We start from the raw sequence: 16,457 nt of genomic DNA on the forward strand, positions 1-16,457 counted from the left end.
CAGTTATCAGTTATCAGTTATCAGTTATCAGTTATCAGTTATCAGTTATCAGTTATCAGTTATCAGTTATCAGTACCATTGCGCGTCTGTACGAGTTAAGAGTTAGCAGTTAATCAACTGTTTACTATTCACTTCTTGATTGATAACTGTTTACTGATAACTGATAACTGATTAAAATAGCCACAACATCAGTCCCACAAGTGCCCCAACACCGAGAGCAATGGTGAGCAGATAAAATTGGGATTGTCCAGAAATACTGTATTTTAAGCCTTCTCCACTAAATAGAGTTGCTAAACCAAACGCATTCACAATCCCATCAATAATATATCGATCAATCCAAGCACTTAAGGCAGAAATACGACTGACCAATAAGACAACGGTAACATTGTAAATTCGATCAATATAGAAATCGTAAGCCAGTAAATCCTGCAATTCTTTCCAAGGGAATTTAAAGGGTTTAGAACCCATTCCATATAAATAAATTGCTCCTCCAATGGCTACACCAATTAATCCCGATAAAATTAACAAAGGAACCGTTAATTGATACACAATTGTGGCAAACCCAGAAGCAGATGTTGCAACTAAGGGACTATTCCAAGTCAGTAATAATTGCCATTTTTGTAACATCAGGGGAACTAATAACGTGACAATAATCATAGCCACCATTGGTACAGCCATCGGCCAAGGAACTTCCGGGGCACGTCTGGTTTTAGGTTGAGGTTTTCCAGCAAAAACTAATCCGAAAACCCGGGTTAAATTCAACGCCGTTAAACAATTTACCAACAGCAACACTAAAATTAACCACAGGGGAACTGTCCAAAATCCATTCACCCAACGACGCATTGTCCAAAAGGTTCCCAAGGGCATTAACGCCACTAAACCTGCTGAACCGACAATAAACGCCATTGTCGTGGCGGGCATTTTTGACCATAAACCGCCCATTTCCGTTAAATCTTGGGTATTCGTGGTGAGAATAATGGAACCCGCACTCATGAAAATTAAAGATTTAGCGATCGCATGGGTGAATAATAATAACAAAGCGATATCAACTTGACTTTCTCCCACCGCAATAAAAACTAACCCTAAATACGCACTGGTGGAATGAGATAAAGCCCGTTTTATATCGATTTGGGCAATGGAAACCAGGGAAGCACCAATGGCTGTGATCGTTCCTAAAACCACTAAGGTTGTAGAGGCAATGGGAGATAACGCTAAAACCGGTTGTAGTTTAATTAATACATAAGCTCCACTGGCGACCACCACCGAATTCCGCAAAATCGAAGCCGGGTTAGGGCCCTCCATCGCTTCATCTAACCACAGGTTTAAAGGAAATTGAGCGCACTTTCCAATGGGGCCAGCAATTAAAGCTAAACCGAGTAACGTTGCTTGTAAAGGCATTAAGGTTGCCGTTTCTGCCCAGTTTTCCAAATCAGAAAAGCTCAAACTTCCCGCGAGGGTTGAAAGATAAACCACCCCCATTAATAGCAACACATCCCCCACCCGTTTTGTCAGAAACGCATCCCTAGCCGCAGTCACCACCAACGGTTGAGCGTACCAAAAGCCCACGAGAAGATAGGTCGAGAGCGTTAACAATTCGAGGAGAATATAACTGAGTAACAAAGAATCACTCAAGGCTAACCCACTAATGGCGGCTTCAAAGAATCCCATCAGGCTAAAAAACCGAGCCAGTGCCCAGTCTTTTTCCATGTATCCCAGGGCGTAACATTGAGCAATTAAACTCAGGCTGGTGACTAATTCCATTGACCCCACACTCACCGGGGAGATTTCCAGGGCAAAGGACAAGTCTAAATCAGTGGTATGTACCCAATGGATGAGGATTTGCTGAATGGGTTCATCCCAAGTGGTACGGAAAATCACCGAACCATGGATAAAGGCCAAAACCGTCATTAACAAATTAAAGTAGGCGGCGGGTCTTGGCCCAGTACGTCGCACCAGTCCCGTTGACCAAGGTAAGGTCAAGATTGCCCCAATTAAGCCATACAAAGGTATCCACCAACTGGTTTGGAGGAGAAAATCCGTCATGTTAAGTTAAATTAGAAAATTCTTATGAATTATCAATTTACTATATCAAGATTTTGCCTTTGGGTTTGTTCTCTGCCTTGAACTCTCCATTTTTATACTTTTTTATAGAGTCAAGTCAATATATGACTCTATTTAATAGAGCTATTATCTTTTTAACACGTTTTTATTTTTTAAAAAACTTAACAAAACTTAATCAAAGTTCAATATCAACAAAAATAATATTAAAAATGAGAAAATATAATGCAGATTAATATTGTCAAGGGTGTCACGATTCTCCTATTCTTAGAGAGGGAGGTTCGTTACTATTTCTGCAAATTGAAATTGTAGGTAATCTAAAGCCGTATTTGACAAAAAATTAAGGTACGGTAAGGCCTGCCGCAACCTTCTGGCTCTCATGAAAGCAGGGCTTATCTTCCATTCCCGCCTAACGGTATGGGGAGTCGCAATAGGAAAATATAACTATTGCCAAATCTAGGGATAAATAAGCCGTAAAATTTGACTTAGAGGCGAACTACAACCTAGAGTGTAGGCCTAAATCCGACGGTTCAATCTGTTGGGAAGTCACATATTGCTTAAAAATACATTGTAGTTTAGTCTGTTCATTAATTAGGAGTTAAACAATGTCAATTGCTGTTGGAATGATTGAAACCCTGGGCTTTCCTGCTGTCGTTGAAGCCGCAGACTCGATGGTGAAAGCTGCTCGTGTCACCTTAGTCGGATACGAGAAAATTGGCAGTGGCCGAGTCACCGTGATTGTGCGGGGGGATGTGTCCGAAGTTCAAGCATCCGTAGCGGCCGGAATTGAATCCGTCAAACGAGTCAATGGCGGTCAAGTGACTTCCACCCACATTATTGCCCGTCCCCATGAGAACCTAGAATATGTGTTACCAATTCGCTACACCGATGCGGTAGAGCAGTTCCGGTCTTACTAAGGCTAAGGACTCACAAATACCCCTTTGAATTGACAAACGTACAAGTTCTTAAAAGCAATTCCTGAACCGTGGCGCTGGCGCAGCACCAAAAGTCAATTTTAAGTTTTATCGGAATTTTGCTGTTGTACGACGGCATTCCGCGTTATTTCCGAACCGTTTTGATTGATTTTAGGAGTCAAATTTAATGGCGATTGCAGTTGGCATGATCGAAACTTTAGGCTTTCCTGCTATTGTTGAAGCCTCGGACTCAATGGTAAAAGCTGCCCGTGTTACCTTAGTGGGTTACGAAAAAATTGGCAGTGGCCGTGTTACCGTGATTGTGCGGGGCGATGTTTCCGAAGTCCAAGCATCCGTAGCGGCGGGAGTTGAATCTGTCAAACGAGTCAAGGGTGGAGAAGTTTTATCGACCCATATTATTGCCCGCCCTCACGAAAATTTAGAATACGTTTTACCCATCCGCTACACCGAAGCGGTGGAACAATTCCGCGAAATGATGGCTGGGCGTCCCATCAACCGTCCTTAATTTCCAGAAGATTTAAACCGTAACGTTTAGTCGGTGTATCCGACCCATTGTTACTGAAAATTTCCCTTTATTCATCCTCCAACTCTTATGCAAATTGCCAAAGTGATTGGCACAGTCGTCGGTAATCAAAAAGAACCCAGTTTACGCGGTTCTAAATTTCTCCTGGTCAGATTTGTGGATGAAAATGGAGAAGATATATCTAATGGATATGAGGTGGCGATTGATGCAGTCGGAGCCGGAGTGAGTGAGTGGGTACTGGTCAGTCGAGGCAGTGCAGCCCGTCAAATCGAAGGGAATGAAAAACGCCCCAGCGATGCGGCTATTGTTGCCATTATTGACACTATCAGCGTAGAAAATCGCTTGATTTACAGCAAAAGAGATCATTATTAACAGGAGAAAAAGTTGGGCAATTGAGAAGCCAGAAGCCGGAAATCTTGAAAAAGAACAAGGCTGAAAGGGTGTTTCCTTATAGGATAATTGAAATTTTGAAAAAAATTGAGATTTTGCACCCGAAATTCCAAAACTTTAGAAGTTCTTAAGTTTTAATTCCATTCCTTCTTAATCACCCATTTTAGCTTCTGAGATAACGAACCCTGAAAACGAACAACAAACAACTATTCGGTTAGGAGCAATTAAGATTATGGCAGTTCGTGGCCTAGCGGCACCTCCAACCCCTTGGTCGAAGAACTTGGCAGAGCCGAAAATCGATCCAACGGCTTATGTACATTCTTTCTCTAATATTATTGGTGACGTTCGCATTGGGGCTCATGTATTAGTCGCCCCCGGCACCTCCATTCGCGCTGATGAAGGTTCACCCTTTGCGATTGGGGAAAATAGCAATATCCAAGACGGTGTAGTGATTCATGGCTTAGAAGAAGGTCGGGTCAAAGGCGATGATGGCCAAAACTACTCCGTGTGGATTGGCAAGAATTCTTCCATTACCCACATGGCCTTAATTCATGGCCCTGCTTATGTGGGAGATAACTGTTTTATCGGGTTCCGCTCTACGGTGTTTAATTCCAGAGTTGGGAATGGTTGCATTGTGATGATGCACGTTTTAATCGAAGACGTGGAAATTCCCCCTGGAAAATACGTTCCCTCTGGTTCCATTATCACCAATCAGCAACAAGCCGATCGCTTACCCAATGTCACGGATGCCGATCTCAGCTTCGCCACTCATGTCATTGGTGTGAACCAATCTCTCAAAGCCGGTTATCAGTGTTCTGAAAACGCTTCTTGTATTAACCCCATCCGTAATGAATCTTCTGGGAATGGCAGTGGTCGCGATCGCTCCTATGCCAATCTCGGCGGTGGGAATTTATCCTCGGAAATCGTTCAGCAAATTGGCGATCTCTTAGCCAAAGGCTTCAAAATTGGCACAGAACACGCCGATGCTCGTCGCTTCCGTACTGGATCTTGGAAGAGTGGATCTCCCATCAATGGGAAGAGTACCGGGGAAGTCGTGGCTGCGTTAGAAGCTTGCCTGAGAGAACACACTGGAGAATATGTCCGTTTGTTAGGCATTGATTCCAAAGCCAAACGCCGTGTAGTTGAAGAAATTATTCAACGTCCCGATGGCCCCGTTGTTGCCAAATCCAGTAATGGTAAAGTCAGTGTTGCCGCCTCTGCTCCTTCCAGTTCTGCTAGTAGTGGCAGTTCTGATTTAGGAGCACAAATTGGAGATCTCTTAGCCAAAGGCTTCAAAATTGGCACAGAATATGCTGATGCCCGTCGCTTCCGTACGGGATCTTGGCGCAGTGGCCCCAGCATTTCGGGTTCAGGAGTAGCCGATGCCCTATCTAAATTAGATGCCATTATCAGTGAGCATCCTGGGGAATATGTGCGCTTGATTGGGATTGACCCCAAAAACAAACGCCGGGTGCTCGAAGAAATTATCCAACGTCCCGATGGCAAAGTGGTTAAAACCGCTTCAACTTCAGCCCCTGCATCCAGCAGTAGCGCCAGTGTAGCCCCGGTTTCCAGTGGCAAACTCGGCAACAACGTCACCGAGCAAGTGCGGGATCTGTTAGCCAAAGGCTACAAAATTGGCACAGAACACGCTGATGCTCGTCGCTTCCGCACCGGATCTTGGAAGAGTTGCTCTCCAATTCAATCGAACAATATCTCTGAAGTGATGAGTGCTTTAAACGGTTGTTTAAACGAACATAGCGGCGAGTATGTCCGGTTGATTGGGATTGACTCAAAAGCCAAACGTCGGGTACTGGAGGAAATTATCCAACGTCCCTAAGATCCAGTTTCCTGTTGAAACGCTAGAGGTTCCAGCAACAATGAACATATCGCCACCGCAACTCCTAAACCCTGACGTTTATGTGAGTGGCGATGTCACCATCGATCCCAGTGCAACCCTTGCACCCGGGGTAATCTTACAAGCGGCAACCGATAGTCAGCTTCGGATTGCTGCGGGAGTTTGTGTGGGCCGGGGAGTTATTATTCAGGCTTATCACGGTATCCTAGAAATAGAGGCAGGTGTTGTGTTGGGGTCGGGGGTGTTAATTGTGGGGGCGGGAACCCTGGGGGAAAACGCCTGTATTGGTTCAGAAACAACGATTTTTGAGAGTTCTATTGCCCCTCAACAAGTCGTTGCCGCGAGATCTGTGATTGGCGATTGCTCTGGTGAATTAGAACCCCAACAGGTATCTGTGCCACCGGAACCTCCGCTCACCCCATCACCGCAAATCCTTTCTGGTTTTGGTGAATTGTCCGATCCTCTGTTAGAGTTAGCTTCTTTTCCTTCAGAACCCCAAATAATTTCGGCTTTGGAGGAAAAGCCGGCTCAACCTTCAGATGTTTTATCGGTTCCTGCTGAACCAGAACCGGCGATTGCTCCTTCCCCCGAAAAATCGGAAGAATCCGCTCTGGTTCCTCAGTCCCCAGAATCGGTGGAACTGTTACCCCAGCCACTCCCTCCGATTATTTATGGCAAGGAACACCTCAGTCAGTTATTGGATACCTTACTTCCCCATCGCAAAGCCTTTAATAATCCCCAGAATTGAAGGGTGTTGGATGTTGGTTGTCGGTTAACCGTCAACACTCAACAGTCAACACCCCTCTTCCCGACCCATCGGAATGATTGAAAATGGACACAAACAGACAAAATTCCGGTTCTTCTGAACGCTCCGTTCAGAACGAATTTAGAGATATGGCTCTGGGTTTAGTTTCGACTCAGAGCTTCCCGGCGATTGTGGGAACGGCTGATATGATGCTCAAGTCCGCCGGAGTTCATTTAGTGGGATATGAGAAAATTGGGGGGGGACATTGTACAGCGATTGTCCGGGGAAAAATTTCTGAGGTACGGTTAGCGGTGGAAACCGGGGCGCAAACCGCTAAACAATTTGGTCAATTTATCTCTACATTAGTGATTCCTCGACCGTTTCCCAATTTAGAAATCGTGCTTCCCATTAGTTCCCGATTATCCCATCTCACTAACGGGGGGGCAAGTCATCGTTTGAGTAATCAGGCGGTAGGATTACTAGAAACACGCGGATTTCCGGCGATGGTAGGGGCGGCGGATGCCATGTTAAAAGCAGCAGATGTGCGTCTGATGTCCTATGAACGCATTGGGGCGGGGTTGTGTACGGCGATTATTCGCGGCCCGGTGTCCGATGTGGCGATGGCCGTTGAAGCGGGAATGTTTGAAGCCGAACGCATTGGCGAGTTAAACGCGGTGATGGTAATTCCGCGACCGTTGGAAGATTTGGATCAAACCTTACCGTTAGCCAGTTGTTGGATCGAACAACGTCAACCGTTGAGAGTACCCATTAATGTGAAGGAACCGGAGAAAGAAGTTGTTCAACTCCCCGATTTACAAAAGTTAGAGGTTCCGGTGGAAGAAGAATATTTTTAACAATCCCAAGACTCCTAAAATAGAGATCTAGGTTTCAAAAAAAAATATATATAATGTTCGGCGATTACTTGCATTTTGTCCACCAGATGCCGGATAGCAGTATCGTCTATCAGGGCGAGTACCATCCAGGATTGGTTATTCTTTCCATCGCCATTGCTATTTTTACCTCCTATACCGCCTTTTTGATGAGCCAGTTTGCTGAACGGGTTAGGGCTCAACACATTCGTAATACCCTGTTTTCCTTAAGTGGAGTGGCAATGGGAATCGGCATCTGGGCTATGCACTTCATTGGAATGCTAGGGTTTCACCTGCCTTGCGGTATCAACTATGATCCTGGGGTGACAGCCCTATCGATGGTTCCGGGTGTAGCTGCCAGCGTCTATGCGATGCACTTCATTACCCGTTCCCGCCCCAGTTTCAAAGTCTTGCTAATTGCAGGGACATTATTTGGGCTTGGCATTGGTACAATGCACTATACAGGCATGGCAGCCATGCGATTGGATGGCTTGATTCGCTACAATGTCTTCCGCTTCACCTTCTCAATTGTAGTCGCGATCATTTTAGCTGTAACCGCGCTGTGGTTCCGCTTCTATATGAGTCAACGGTTTTCAGTAGCAGCGAGTCGCTATACCTTAACCATTTCAGCCGTAATCATGGGACTGGCAACATCGGCTATGCACTATTCTGGAATGACTGCTGCTTATTTCCTGCCAAACTCCGTCAGTCATAACTCTATTACTGGCGTTGAACCCCATATTATTGTCATTACCGTCACCCTAGCCACTACATTACTCACAGGGATTGTGATGCTGGTGGTATTACATGAAACGGCATTGCAACGGGATCAAAGTAAGGCTTTGGCAGAAACGGAAGCCTGGTATCGAGGAATAATTGAATATGCTCCTGATGGGATGCTTGTGATTGACTCCAAGGGGATTATTATCCTGGCTAACACTTCCCTAGCCACCATGTTTGGATATGAGACTCATCAGTTAATCGGTCAGCCAATCCACAGACTGGGACTGGATGAAGTCTGTGCATACCATTTTGACTGTGCAAATTGTAACTCACACCTAGAACCCGCTTGTCAGATCGGCATTCACAATCGAGAAGTGCTGGGTCTGCGTTACGACGGTTCCTCCTTTCCCGTTGAAGTGGGACTTGCCCGTTTGCCGGCCTTGGGAGAACACGATATCAGTATATTTGCCTCAGTCCGCGACATTACAGCCCGTAAACAAGCTGAATTGGAAATTACTCGCCAGCGTGAACACCTTCAGTCCATTCTCGATAAAGCTCCGGTTGGAGTCGCGATCACCGTCGATGGCATTACCCGGTTTGCGAACCAACGTATTGCCGACTTGGTGGATCTCAAGATCGGGGACTCCCCAGCCAAAATCTATGTTGATCCCTCGGTTCGCCCTCAAATGCTGGCGGAACTGCAACGCCAGGGCATCTATGAAGGGGGTTATTTCAAAATGTATAGCCCCACTGGGGAGATTCGCGATATTATGGCCACTTTCATGGTCACGGAATACGAAGGGAAGCCCGGAGTGTTGGGGTGGCTAACGGATATTGGCAAGATTAAAGCCGCTGAGGAGGAAATGCGACGGGCAAAGGAACTCGCTGAGGAAACCAGTCGGGTTAAAGCTGATTTTCTGGCTAATATGAGCCATGAAATTCGCACGCCGATGAATGCTGTTATTGGCATGACTCATTTAGCACTGAAAACGGATCTAACTTCTCGTCAACGGGAATACTTAACTAAAATTCGAACCTCCAGCCAACACTTGTTGGGAATTATTAATGATATTTTAGATTTCTCGAAAATTGAAGCGGGTAAATTAACTATTGAGTCTATTGATTTTGAACTAGAAAAGGTACTGGAAAATGTTTCAACCTTAATTAGTGAAAAAGCCGCCGCTAAGGGTTTAGAACTGATCTTTGATATTGATCGAAATTTACCTCGAAACTTCATTGGCGATCCCTTACGTTTAGGCCAGATTCTGATTAACTATGCCAATAATGCCGTTAAGTTCACGGAAAAGGGTGAAATTGCCATCATCATCAGGCTCAAGGAATACCGTGATACTGATATTGTTCTGTATATTGCCGTCAAAGACACCGGAATTGGTTTGACTCCGCAGCAGTTAGGACAGTTATTCCAAGGTTTCCAACAGGCGGATACTTCCACGACTCGCAAGTTTGGGGGAACTGGACTGGGTTTGGCAATCTGTAAGCGAATTACAGAACTGATGGGAGGGGAAGTCGGTGTCGAAAGTGAATACGGCAAAGGTAGCACCTTTTGGTGTACGGTATGTCTACGCAAGAGCAATGCAACAGCACGGCGCTTAGTGCTGAGTCCTGACCTGGAAGGCAAGCGTGTATTAGTGGTAGATGACAATGAAAACGCCCGACTGGTGTTGATGGATCTACTCGAACAGATGAAATTTAAGGTTGATCAAGCCCGTTCTGGTTCAGAAGCGTTACAGGCTGTGGCGGAAGCTGATGCAGAACGTCGTCCTTACGAGATTGTTTTTCTCGACTGGCAAATGCCCGGTCTGGATGGGCTACAAGTGGTGCGTCGGATGCAAGACCTCCCTTTACAACATAAACCCCATCATTTAATTGTCACCGCCTACGGACGGGAGGAAGTGTTCAAAGCCGCCGAAACCCTGGGCATTGCAGATGTACTTGTTAAACCCGTCAATGCCTCTGTCCTGTTTGATAGTTTAGTGGGATTACTCGGTGGTAATATCGAAAAGGTCAGCACTCCAACCTCTAAAACCTCGACCCTTCTAGTTGACCGCCTCAAACAGATTACCAACGCCAAGATTCTGCTAGTTGAAGATAACGAAATCAATCAGGATGTGGCGATCGGGTTGTTAACCGATGCTGGATTTGTCGTTGATCTAGCCGAAAACGGACGGATCGCCGTAGAAAAGGTTCAGACGGGTGACTATGATATTGTGTTGATGGATATGCAGATGCCAGAAATGGATGGAGTGGAAGCGACTGCTGTGATCCGCAAAGATGCTCGTTACGATAGTTTACCGATTGTGGCAATGACAGCCAGCGTGATGCAGGACGATCGGGATCGATGTTTAGAAGTGGGAATGAACGATCATGTCGCCAAACCCATTGAACCGGAGCAACTCTGGAAAACGCTGTTGAAATGGATTACACCTCGTTCAGGACGAGATCAACATCCAGAACAACCTACCGCTATGCCTTTAAATTCAGAGGATGCCATTGTCATTCCATCCGATATTCTAGGTCTTGATACTTCGGAAGGACTGCGGCGGGTTCTGGGTAACAAGTCACTTTATCTGTCCATGCTCCGAAAATTTGCATCAGGACAGAAAACCGTTGTAGACAAAATCAGCCAAGCACTGGATACCCAGGACAAAACCCAAGCTGAACGGTTGGCTCATACCCTCAAGGGGGTTGCTGGCAACATTGGTGCATTTATAATACAGGAGGCATCTGCCTCCCTCGAAACAGCAATTAAACAAGACTGTTCTCGTTCAGAAGTTGATTCATTATTAGCCACAATTCGTGGCCCTCTGGAAACGTTGATCAACCAACTGGAGATGAAGTTTCCACCCAAAGCTGTTACTCCCCAAATGACCATAGACTTTGTAAAACTCGAACAGATTTGTACTCGACTGTCGGAACTCCTCGTTGAAAATGATGCCGAAGCCGCTGATCTGTTACAAGATCATACCGATTTACTAAGAAATGCCTTCCCTAATCATTACAGTGCCATTGAAGTTGGAGTGAATTCATTTGATTTTGATACAGCCCATACTGCGTTAGGATTGGCTAGGCAAGCTCTGAAACCATCACAGGGGTAATATAAAAGGATATGCACATCTCTCAAGGCCAGAATGAAAAAGCGACCATTTTAGTCGTAGATGATACCCCGGATAACCTGACTTTTATCAGTGGACTGCTGAAGGATGATTATCGGGTCAAGGTTGCTAACAATGGTGAAAAAGCATTGACAATTGCTCAGTCAGCTAATCCCCCTGATTTGATCCTCCTTGATATTATGATGCCTGGTTTGGATGGTTATGAGGTTTGTCGCCAGCTTAAGGCTAACCCACAAACTCAGGATATCCCGATTATCTTTCTGACGGCTAAATCGAGCATTGAGGATGAGCGTAAAGGCTTAGAGTTGGGCGCGACTGACTATATTACAAAACCTGTTAGCCCGCCAATTCTCATGGCTAGGGTTAAAACCCAACTCAGGCTAAAAGCATCTTATGACCATCTTCGAGACTTGCTGAGTTTCCGTGAAGATATGGTTAATATGATGGTTCATGACTTACGAAATCCAATTACCAGTATTCTCTTAGCCGCAGAATTGCTGATGAAATATTCCACCGTACCCCCCGAAAAACTTCAGAAAAAGCTGGATCAGATTTTGAAAGGGGTACGACAGCTGCGATCTTTGGTGGATGAATTACTTTTAAGGGCTAAATTAGAATCGAGTAAATTAGTTCTTGAACGTCAAGAGGTAGACCTGTGTGAACTTTGTACCTCGGCCATTACAGACTTACAAGAAATTGCCACTCAAAATAATTTAAAACTGATTGCCAAAATGCCTCAAGTGAATCACCGTCTGGTGAATATTGATCCCTCTCTATTTCGTCGCACCCTTGACAATTTGCTATCCAATGCGATTAAGTTTTCACCCCATGATAGTGAAATTATCCTCACAGTTGATTACCCAGGTGAACAAGGTGCTAGAGTTCAGGTTGCTGATTTTGGACCAGGGGTGAATGATAATTTACGACAAAGCATTTTTGAAAAATATGAAATTGGAACTCCCATGAAAGGAATTAGCCAAACTGGATTAGGTTTAGCGTTTTGCAAACTTGTGGCGGAGGCTCATGGCGGCAGGATTTCCGTTGTTGATAATACACCTCAAGGTTCAATCTTCATTATTGAAATTGACCATTAAATTTTCCTTTACTTCAGTTTAGTTATGAAAATTGCGATCGCTCAACTTAACCCAACGGTTGGAGACTTAACGCTCAATGCTCAACGAATATTAGACGCAGCAGAAAAAGCGGTTGAAGCGGGATGTCATCTATTATTAACGACAGAATTATCCTTAACAGGATATCCTCCCAGAGATTTATTAATTCGCCCGAGTTTTATTGAGGCGACAGAGAAAAAATTACAGCAATTAGCAATAGATTTACCTCCTAAAATTGCCGTTTTAGTCGGAACAATTCAACAAAATTTAGATTATCAAACAAAAGGTGGCAACCCAATTTTTAATAGTGCTGCATTATTAGAAAAGGGTGAAATTAAACAGTATTTTAAGAAACGATTATTACCAACCTATGATGTTTTTGATGAGGATCGCTATTTTGAACCGGGGTTAGAAAGTGATTTTTTCTATTTAGAAGAAAACTTGAAAATTGGGGTAACAATTTGTGAGGATTTATGGAATGATGAACTATTCTGGGGAAAACGCAATTATCCTTGTAATCCGTTTCAAGATTTAGCGAATTTAGATGTAGATTTAGTCGTTAATTTATCGGCTTCACCTTATCAAGTGGGTAAGCAAAAATTTAGACAATCTTTAATTAGTCATACGGCAAAACGCTATAATCTTCCGATTTTATATGCAAATCAAGTCGGAGGAAATGATGATTTAATTTTTGATGGTTGTAGTTTTGCCTTTAATAAAAATGGCGATAAAATTTTAAGTTTAAAACCCTTTGAGACGGATTTTGCCGTTATAGAATTTGATACCCAAACCCAAGATTTAGTTGCTAATTTTTCTCAAAATCAAGACATAAATTTAATTGAGAATGAAGATCAAGAAATTTGGTCAGCGTTAGTTTTAGGGGTAAAAGATTATGTGCATAAATGTGGATTTTCTAAAGTAGTTTTAGGGTTAAGTGGAGGGATTGATTCTTCTTTAGTTGCAGCGATCGCAACGGAAGCATTAGGCGCAGAAAACGTTTTAGGGGTATTAATGCCATCTCCCTATAGTTCCGATCATTCCATTCAAGATGCTTTAGAATTAGCCAATCATTTAGGGATTCAAACCCAGACTTTACCCATTGGCGATTTAATGCAAACCTTTGATCAAACCTTAGAACCGATGTTTACAGGAACATCCTTTGGACTAGCTGAAGAAAACCTCCAATCTCGCATCCGAGGAACCTTATTAATGGCGGTTTCTAATAAATTTGGGCATTTATTATTAACCACTGGGAATAAATCAGAAATGGCGGTGGGATATTGTACCTTATATGGTGATATGAATGGAGGATTAGCGGTCATTGCAGATGTACCGAAAACCCGTGTTTATTCCTTATGTTCTTGGCTAAATCAATATTATGGAAAAGAAATAATTCCCCATCATGTATTAGTAAAACCGCCGAGTGCAGAACTCAAACCCGGACAGGTGGATCAAGATTCTTTACCTCCTTATGAAATTTTGGATGATATTTTATATCGTTTAGTTGAAAAACATCAATCCTTGACTGAAATTGTGGAAGCAGGACAGGTCGAAACGGTCGTTAAAAAAGTGATTCGATTAGTGATGATTGCTGAATTTAAACGTCGTCAAGCCGCACCCGGATTAAAAATTAGCGATCGCGCTTTTGGAACCGGATGGAGAATGCCCATTGCTAAAGCCCTTAATTGGTAATATATAGCAACGCATTACAGTTGTAGAGACGCGCCATGTAGAGACGCGCCATGGCACGTCTCTACTTACTGTTCCCTAATCAATCAATATTAATGGTTTGTAACCCTTCATTAACCGTAATCACAATTTTGCCAACAGTTCGCCCCATTTCACTATAAGTATGAGCTTCAGCCAAATCACTTAAGGAATAGGTTCGATCAATGATTGTTTTAACTTTACCCGTTGCGATCAAATCTCGTAAAGCATCTAAATCTCGACGGCTGGGTTGAGCTAAGACTAATTTACATTTTTGGTTAGAAAAGAATAACGTTTGTAGGGTCGCTCCCATATTATCAACCGTTGGTAATGTTGAGATATAAATTCCATCCGGTTTTAGAACTTTTTCACAATTAAAAAAGGACTGTTTACCCACCGCATCAAAAATAATATCATATTGAATTTGTTGCTGAGTAAAATCCTCTTGGGTATAGTCAATAACGGTATGGGCTCCTAAACGTTTCACAATCTCAACATTAGCCGTCCCACAAACTCCCGTTACCTCTGCATTCATCACCGCAGCAATTTGCACCGCAAAGGTTCCGACACCACCAGACGCACCATTGATTAATACCCGTTGTCCCGGTCGCAATTGACCTAAATCTAACAACCCCTGTAACGCCGTCAGACCCGCCACCGGAACCCCTGCGGCTTCGCTATAGGTCATATTTTGGGGTTTATAGGTCAAATTGGTAGCATTTACAGCCACATACTCCGCATAAGCCCCTCCAAATAAGGGATTAACGAAGGTATAAACTTGATCTCCAACCCGCCAGCTTGTTGCTTTTTCCCCCACTTCCACCACTTCCCCAGATAAATCACATCCTAAAACTTTGGGGAAATTGTAGCCGGATAAGGGTTGTAATAATCCCTGCCTAATTTTCCAATCTACAGGATTAATACTACTGGCATGAATTTTGACTAAAACTTGATCCGGTTTAATCGTTGGGGTGGGAATATCTTCATAACGAAGCACATCGGGTGCTCCGTATTGATTGATAACAATTGCTTTCATAACCGTTTACATTAATAGGCAGAGAACACCTGTCAGCTTAACACATACTTCTGGAGATGGGGATTCAGGTTCTCTTGATTTTCATTAATATTTTGCTGTTTTTTGAGAGGAAAAATAGGGTTTTTGAATTCTATATTAACGGTTTTGTTCGGTAAAATATTCATTAAAATTAGTGATTTTTCGTATTTTAACTCAACAATAAAGGACAAACTCAAGAGAATAAAATCGGAACTTTTTAACCCATAAACAGTTGTAACTCCCTAAAATTCTCACTATCATGGAATTATGACGCAAAAACCTCGGCAAACCCTATAATTGAGATTTTTATGGATATTCAGTTAATCAATATTGGTTTTGGTAATATTATCTCTGCAAATCGGGTGATTGCCATTGTTAGTCCTGAATCGGCCCCTATTAAGCGTATTATAACCGATGCACGCGATCGCGGACAGTTAGTCGATGCTACCTATGGACGTAGAACCAGAGCCGTGATTATCACCGATTCTAGCCATGTGATTCTCTCTGCCATTCAGCCGGAAACCGTTGCTCATCGGTTCGTGATAGCGAAAGATGGAAATTCTCGCGATGATTAAGAAATTTATAGCAGGGAACAGGGAACAGTGAGTATTGCAACGGTTTTAGGATTTACGAATTGTCAAACACTTTAATGCGTAGCACTATAGTATCAGTCTTTGTTCTCAATACCCCTGGCGGTTGCTATATTTTTGATCTCTTGGTTTCCATCGGCATACCATGAGAAAATGGAAAGATTCCTATTCAGCGTGAATGAGTAAAAATTCTATGAAAAAAGGCCGATTAATTGTAATGACAGGCCCTAGTGGGGTCGGGAAAGGCACCTTGGTTCGTTCCCTGCTCAACTGTCATCCTGACCTGCATTTATCCATTTCCGTAACAACTCGTTCTCCCCGTCCGGGTGAAATTAATGGACAAGACTACTATTTTGTAGATCGACATCGGTTTCAAGAGATGGTAGAACAGGGAGAGTTATTAGAATGGGCTGAATTTGCGGGTAATTGTTATGGAACACCCTTAATCCCGGTTAAAGAACATATTGAAGCGGGAACATCGGTTTTATTAGAAATAGAATTAGAAGGGGCTCGTCAAATTCGGCGCACATTTCCTTCCGCTTTACGAATTTTTATTATGCCTCCTTCCATTGATGAATTAGAACGTCGTTTACGCGGTCGAGGTCAGGATTCTGAAGATGCCATTCGACGGCGTTTAATGCGAGCAAAAGCAGAAATGGACGCGGCGAATGAGTTTGATTTTGAAGTGATTAATGATGATTTGGATTTCGCGTTACAACGATTAGAATCTGTGCTATATACGCCTGTTTAAATTAAGGA

The 16,457-nt window shown here is 43.6% G+C and carries 13 protein-coding genes; 11 read left to right on the forward strand and 2 right to left on the reverse strand.

Features of this window, described 5'->3' with window-relative positions:
* Window positions 1-171: 171 nt before the first annotated feature.
* Window positions 172-2,043 carry an NAD(P)H-quinone oxidoreductase subunit F gene (locus tag PL9214_RS00500; RefSeq protein WP_072716900.1) on the reverse strand — a complete coding sequence of 624 codons (1,872 nt, stop codon included), beginning with the start codon at window positions 2,041-2,043 and terminating at the stop codon, window positions 172-174.
* A gap of 620 nt (window positions 2,044-2,663) precedes the next feature.
* Here PL9214_RS00500 and PL9214_RS00505 point away from each other — a divergent pair.
* The 9 genes from PL9214_RS00505 to PL9214_RS00545 all read left to right on the forward strand — a co-directional run bounded on the left by PL9214_RS00505 (window position 2,664) and on the right by PL9214_RS00545 (window position 14,039).
* A complete protein-coding gene (locus tag PL9214_RS00505; protein WP_072716901.1) occupies window positions 2,664-2,975 on the forward strand; it encodes a carbon dioxide-concentrating mechanism protein CcmK in 312 nt (103 codons plus the stop codon).
* A 184-nt stretch (window positions 2,976-3,159) separates the two neighbouring features.
* A complete protein-coding gene (locus PL9214_RS00510) occupies window positions 3,160-3,498 on the forward strand; it encodes a carbon dioxide-concentrating mechanism protein CcmK (protein ID WP_072716902.1) in 339 nt (112 codons plus the stop codon).
* An 87-nt stretch (window positions 3,499-3,585) separates the two neighbouring features.
* Entirely contained in the window at window positions 3,586-3,888 is a 303-nt protein-coding gene (gene ccmL, locus PL9214_RS00515) for a beta-carboxysome shell vertex protein CcmL (RefSeq protein WP_072716903.1), read from the forward strand.
* Window positions 3,889-4,138: 250 nt separating this feature from the next.
* The gene (gene ccmM / locus PL9214_RS00520) at window positions 4,139-5,746 is read left to right on the forward strand and encodes a beta-carboxysome scaffolding protein CcmM (protein WP_072716904.1); all 1,608 of its coding nucleotides are present in this window, start codon (window positions 4,139-4,141) and stop codon (window positions 5,744-5,746) included.
* Window positions 5,747-5,786: 40 nt separating this feature from the next.
* Window positions 5,787-6,512 (forward strand): beta-carboxysome scaffolding protein CcmN, encoded by a 726-nt coding sequence (gene ccmN, locus PL9214_RS00525; protein ID WP_072716905.1) that lies wholly within the window; start codon window positions 5,787-5,789, stop codon window positions 6,510-6,512.
* An 83-nt stretch (window positions 6,513-6,595) separates the two neighbouring features.
* A complete protein-coding gene (gene ccmO / locus PL9214_RS00530) occupies window positions 6,596-7,363 on the forward strand; it encodes a beta-carboxysome assembly protein CcmO (RefSeq protein ID WP_072716906.1) in 768 nt (255 codons plus the stop codon).
* Window positions 7,364-7,449: 86 nt separating this feature from the next.
* Entirely contained in the window at window positions 7,450-11,217 is a 3,768-nt protein-coding gene (locus PL9214_RS00535; protein ID WP_072716907.1) for a response regulator, read from the forward strand.
* 11 nt (window positions 11,218-11,228) lie between these two features.
* A complete protein-coding gene (locus PL9214_RS00540; RefSeq protein WP_072716908.1) occupies window positions 11,229-12,329 on the forward strand; it encodes a hybrid sensor histidine kinase/response regulator in 1,101 nt (366 codons plus the stop codon).
* Between the two features lie 24 nt (window positions 12,330-12,353).
* A complete protein-coding gene (locus PL9214_RS00545; protein ID WP_072716909.1) occupies window positions 12,354-14,039 on the forward strand; it encodes an NAD+ synthase in 1,686 nt (561 codons plus the stop codon).
* Window positions 14,040-14,118: 79 nt separating this feature from the next.
* On the opposite strand, the gene PL9214_RS00550 is transcribed toward PL9214_RS00545, so the two are convergent.
* Window positions 14,119-15,090: an NAD(P)-dependent alcohol dehydrogenase gene (locus PL9214_RS00550; protein WP_072716910.1), complete on the reverse strand. Its 972-nt coding sequence runs from the start codon at window positions 15,088-15,090 to the stop codon at window positions 14,119-14,121.
* A 326-nt stretch (window positions 15,091-15,416) separates the two neighbouring features.
* Between PL9214_RS00550 and remA the strand changes: the two genes are divergently transcribed.
* Together remA and gmk are read left to right on the forward strand one after the other, a co-directional pair.
* On the forward strand, window positions 15,417-15,683 hold the full coding sequence (gene remA / locus PL9214_RS00555; protein WP_072716911.1) for an extracellular matrix/biofilm regulator RemA: 267 nt from the start codon (window positions 15,417-15,419) through the stop codon (window positions 15,681-15,683).
* Between the two features lie 208 nt (window positions 15,684-15,891).
* Window positions 15,892-16,449 carry a guanylate kinase gene (gene gmk / locus PL9214_RS00560; RefSeq protein ID WP_072716912.1) on the forward strand — a complete coding sequence of 186 codons (558 nt, stop codon included), beginning with the start codon at window positions 15,892-15,894 and terminating at the stop codon, window positions 16,447-16,449.
* The last annotated feature ends 8 nt before the right edge of the window (window positions 16,450-16,457 follow it).

Source organism: Planktothrix tepida PCC 9214, from assembly GCF_900009145.1.
Lineage (GTDB): Bacteria > Cyanobacteriota > Cyanobacteriia > Cyanobacteriales > Microcoleaceae > Planktothrix > Planktothrix tepida.

What these genes read in the sequence shown, in the direction of transcription:
- gmk (WP_072716912.1), top strand. Translation starts at nt 15,892, where the DNA reads ATGAAAAAAGGCCGATTAATTGTAATGACAGGCCCTAGTGGGGTCGGG.
- PL9214_RS00510 (WP_072716902.1), top strand. Translation starts at nt 3,160, where the DNA reads ATGGCGATTGCAGTTGGCATGATCGAAACTTTAGGCTTTCCTGCTATT.
- ccmN (WP_072716905.1), top strand. Translation starts at nt 5,787, where the DNA reads ATGAACATATCGCCACCGCAACTCCTAAACCCTGACGTTTATGTGAGT.
- PL9214_RS00535 (WP_072716907.1), top strand. Translation starts at nt 7,450, where the DNA reads ATGCCGGATAGCAGTATCGTCTATCAGGGCGAGTACCATCCAGGATTG.
- ccmO (WP_072716906.1), top strand. Translation starts at nt 6,596, where the DNA reads ATGGACACAAACAGACAAAATTCCGGTTCTTCTGAACGCTCCGTTCAG.
- ccmM (WP_072716904.1), top strand. Translation starts at nt 4,139, where the DNA reads ATGGCAGTTCGTGGCCTAGCGGCACCTCCAACCCCTTGGTCGAAGAAC.
- PL9214_RS00545 (WP_072716909.1), top strand. Translation starts at nt 12,354, where the DNA reads ATGAAAATTGCGATCGCTCAACTTAACCCAACGGTTGGAGACTTAACG.
- ccmL (WP_072716903.1), top strand. Translation starts at nt 3,586, where the DNA reads ATGCAAATTGCCAAAGTGATTGGCACAGTCGTCGGTAATCAAAAAGAA.
- PL9214_RS00550 (WP_072716910.1), bottom strand. Translation starts at nt 15,090, where the DNA reads ATGAAAGCAATTGTTATCAATCAATACGGAGCACCCGATGTGCTTCGT.
- PL9214_RS00505 (WP_072716901.1), top strand. Translation starts at nt 2,664, where the DNA reads ATGTCAATTGCTGTTGGAATGATTGAAACCCTGGGCTTTCCTGCTGTC.
- PL9214_RS00540 (WP_072716908.1), top strand. Translation starts at nt 11,229, where the DNA reads ATGCACATCTCTCAAGGCCAGAATGAAAAAGCGACCATTTTAGTCGTA.
- PL9214_RS00500 (WP_072716900.1), bottom strand. Translation starts at nt 2,043, where the DNA reads ATGACGGATTTTCTCCTCCAAACCAGTTGGTGGATACCTTTGTATGGC.
- remA (WP_072716911.1), top strand. Translation starts at nt 15,417, where the DNA reads ATGGATATTCAGTTAATCAATATTGGTTTTGGTAATATTATCTCTGCA.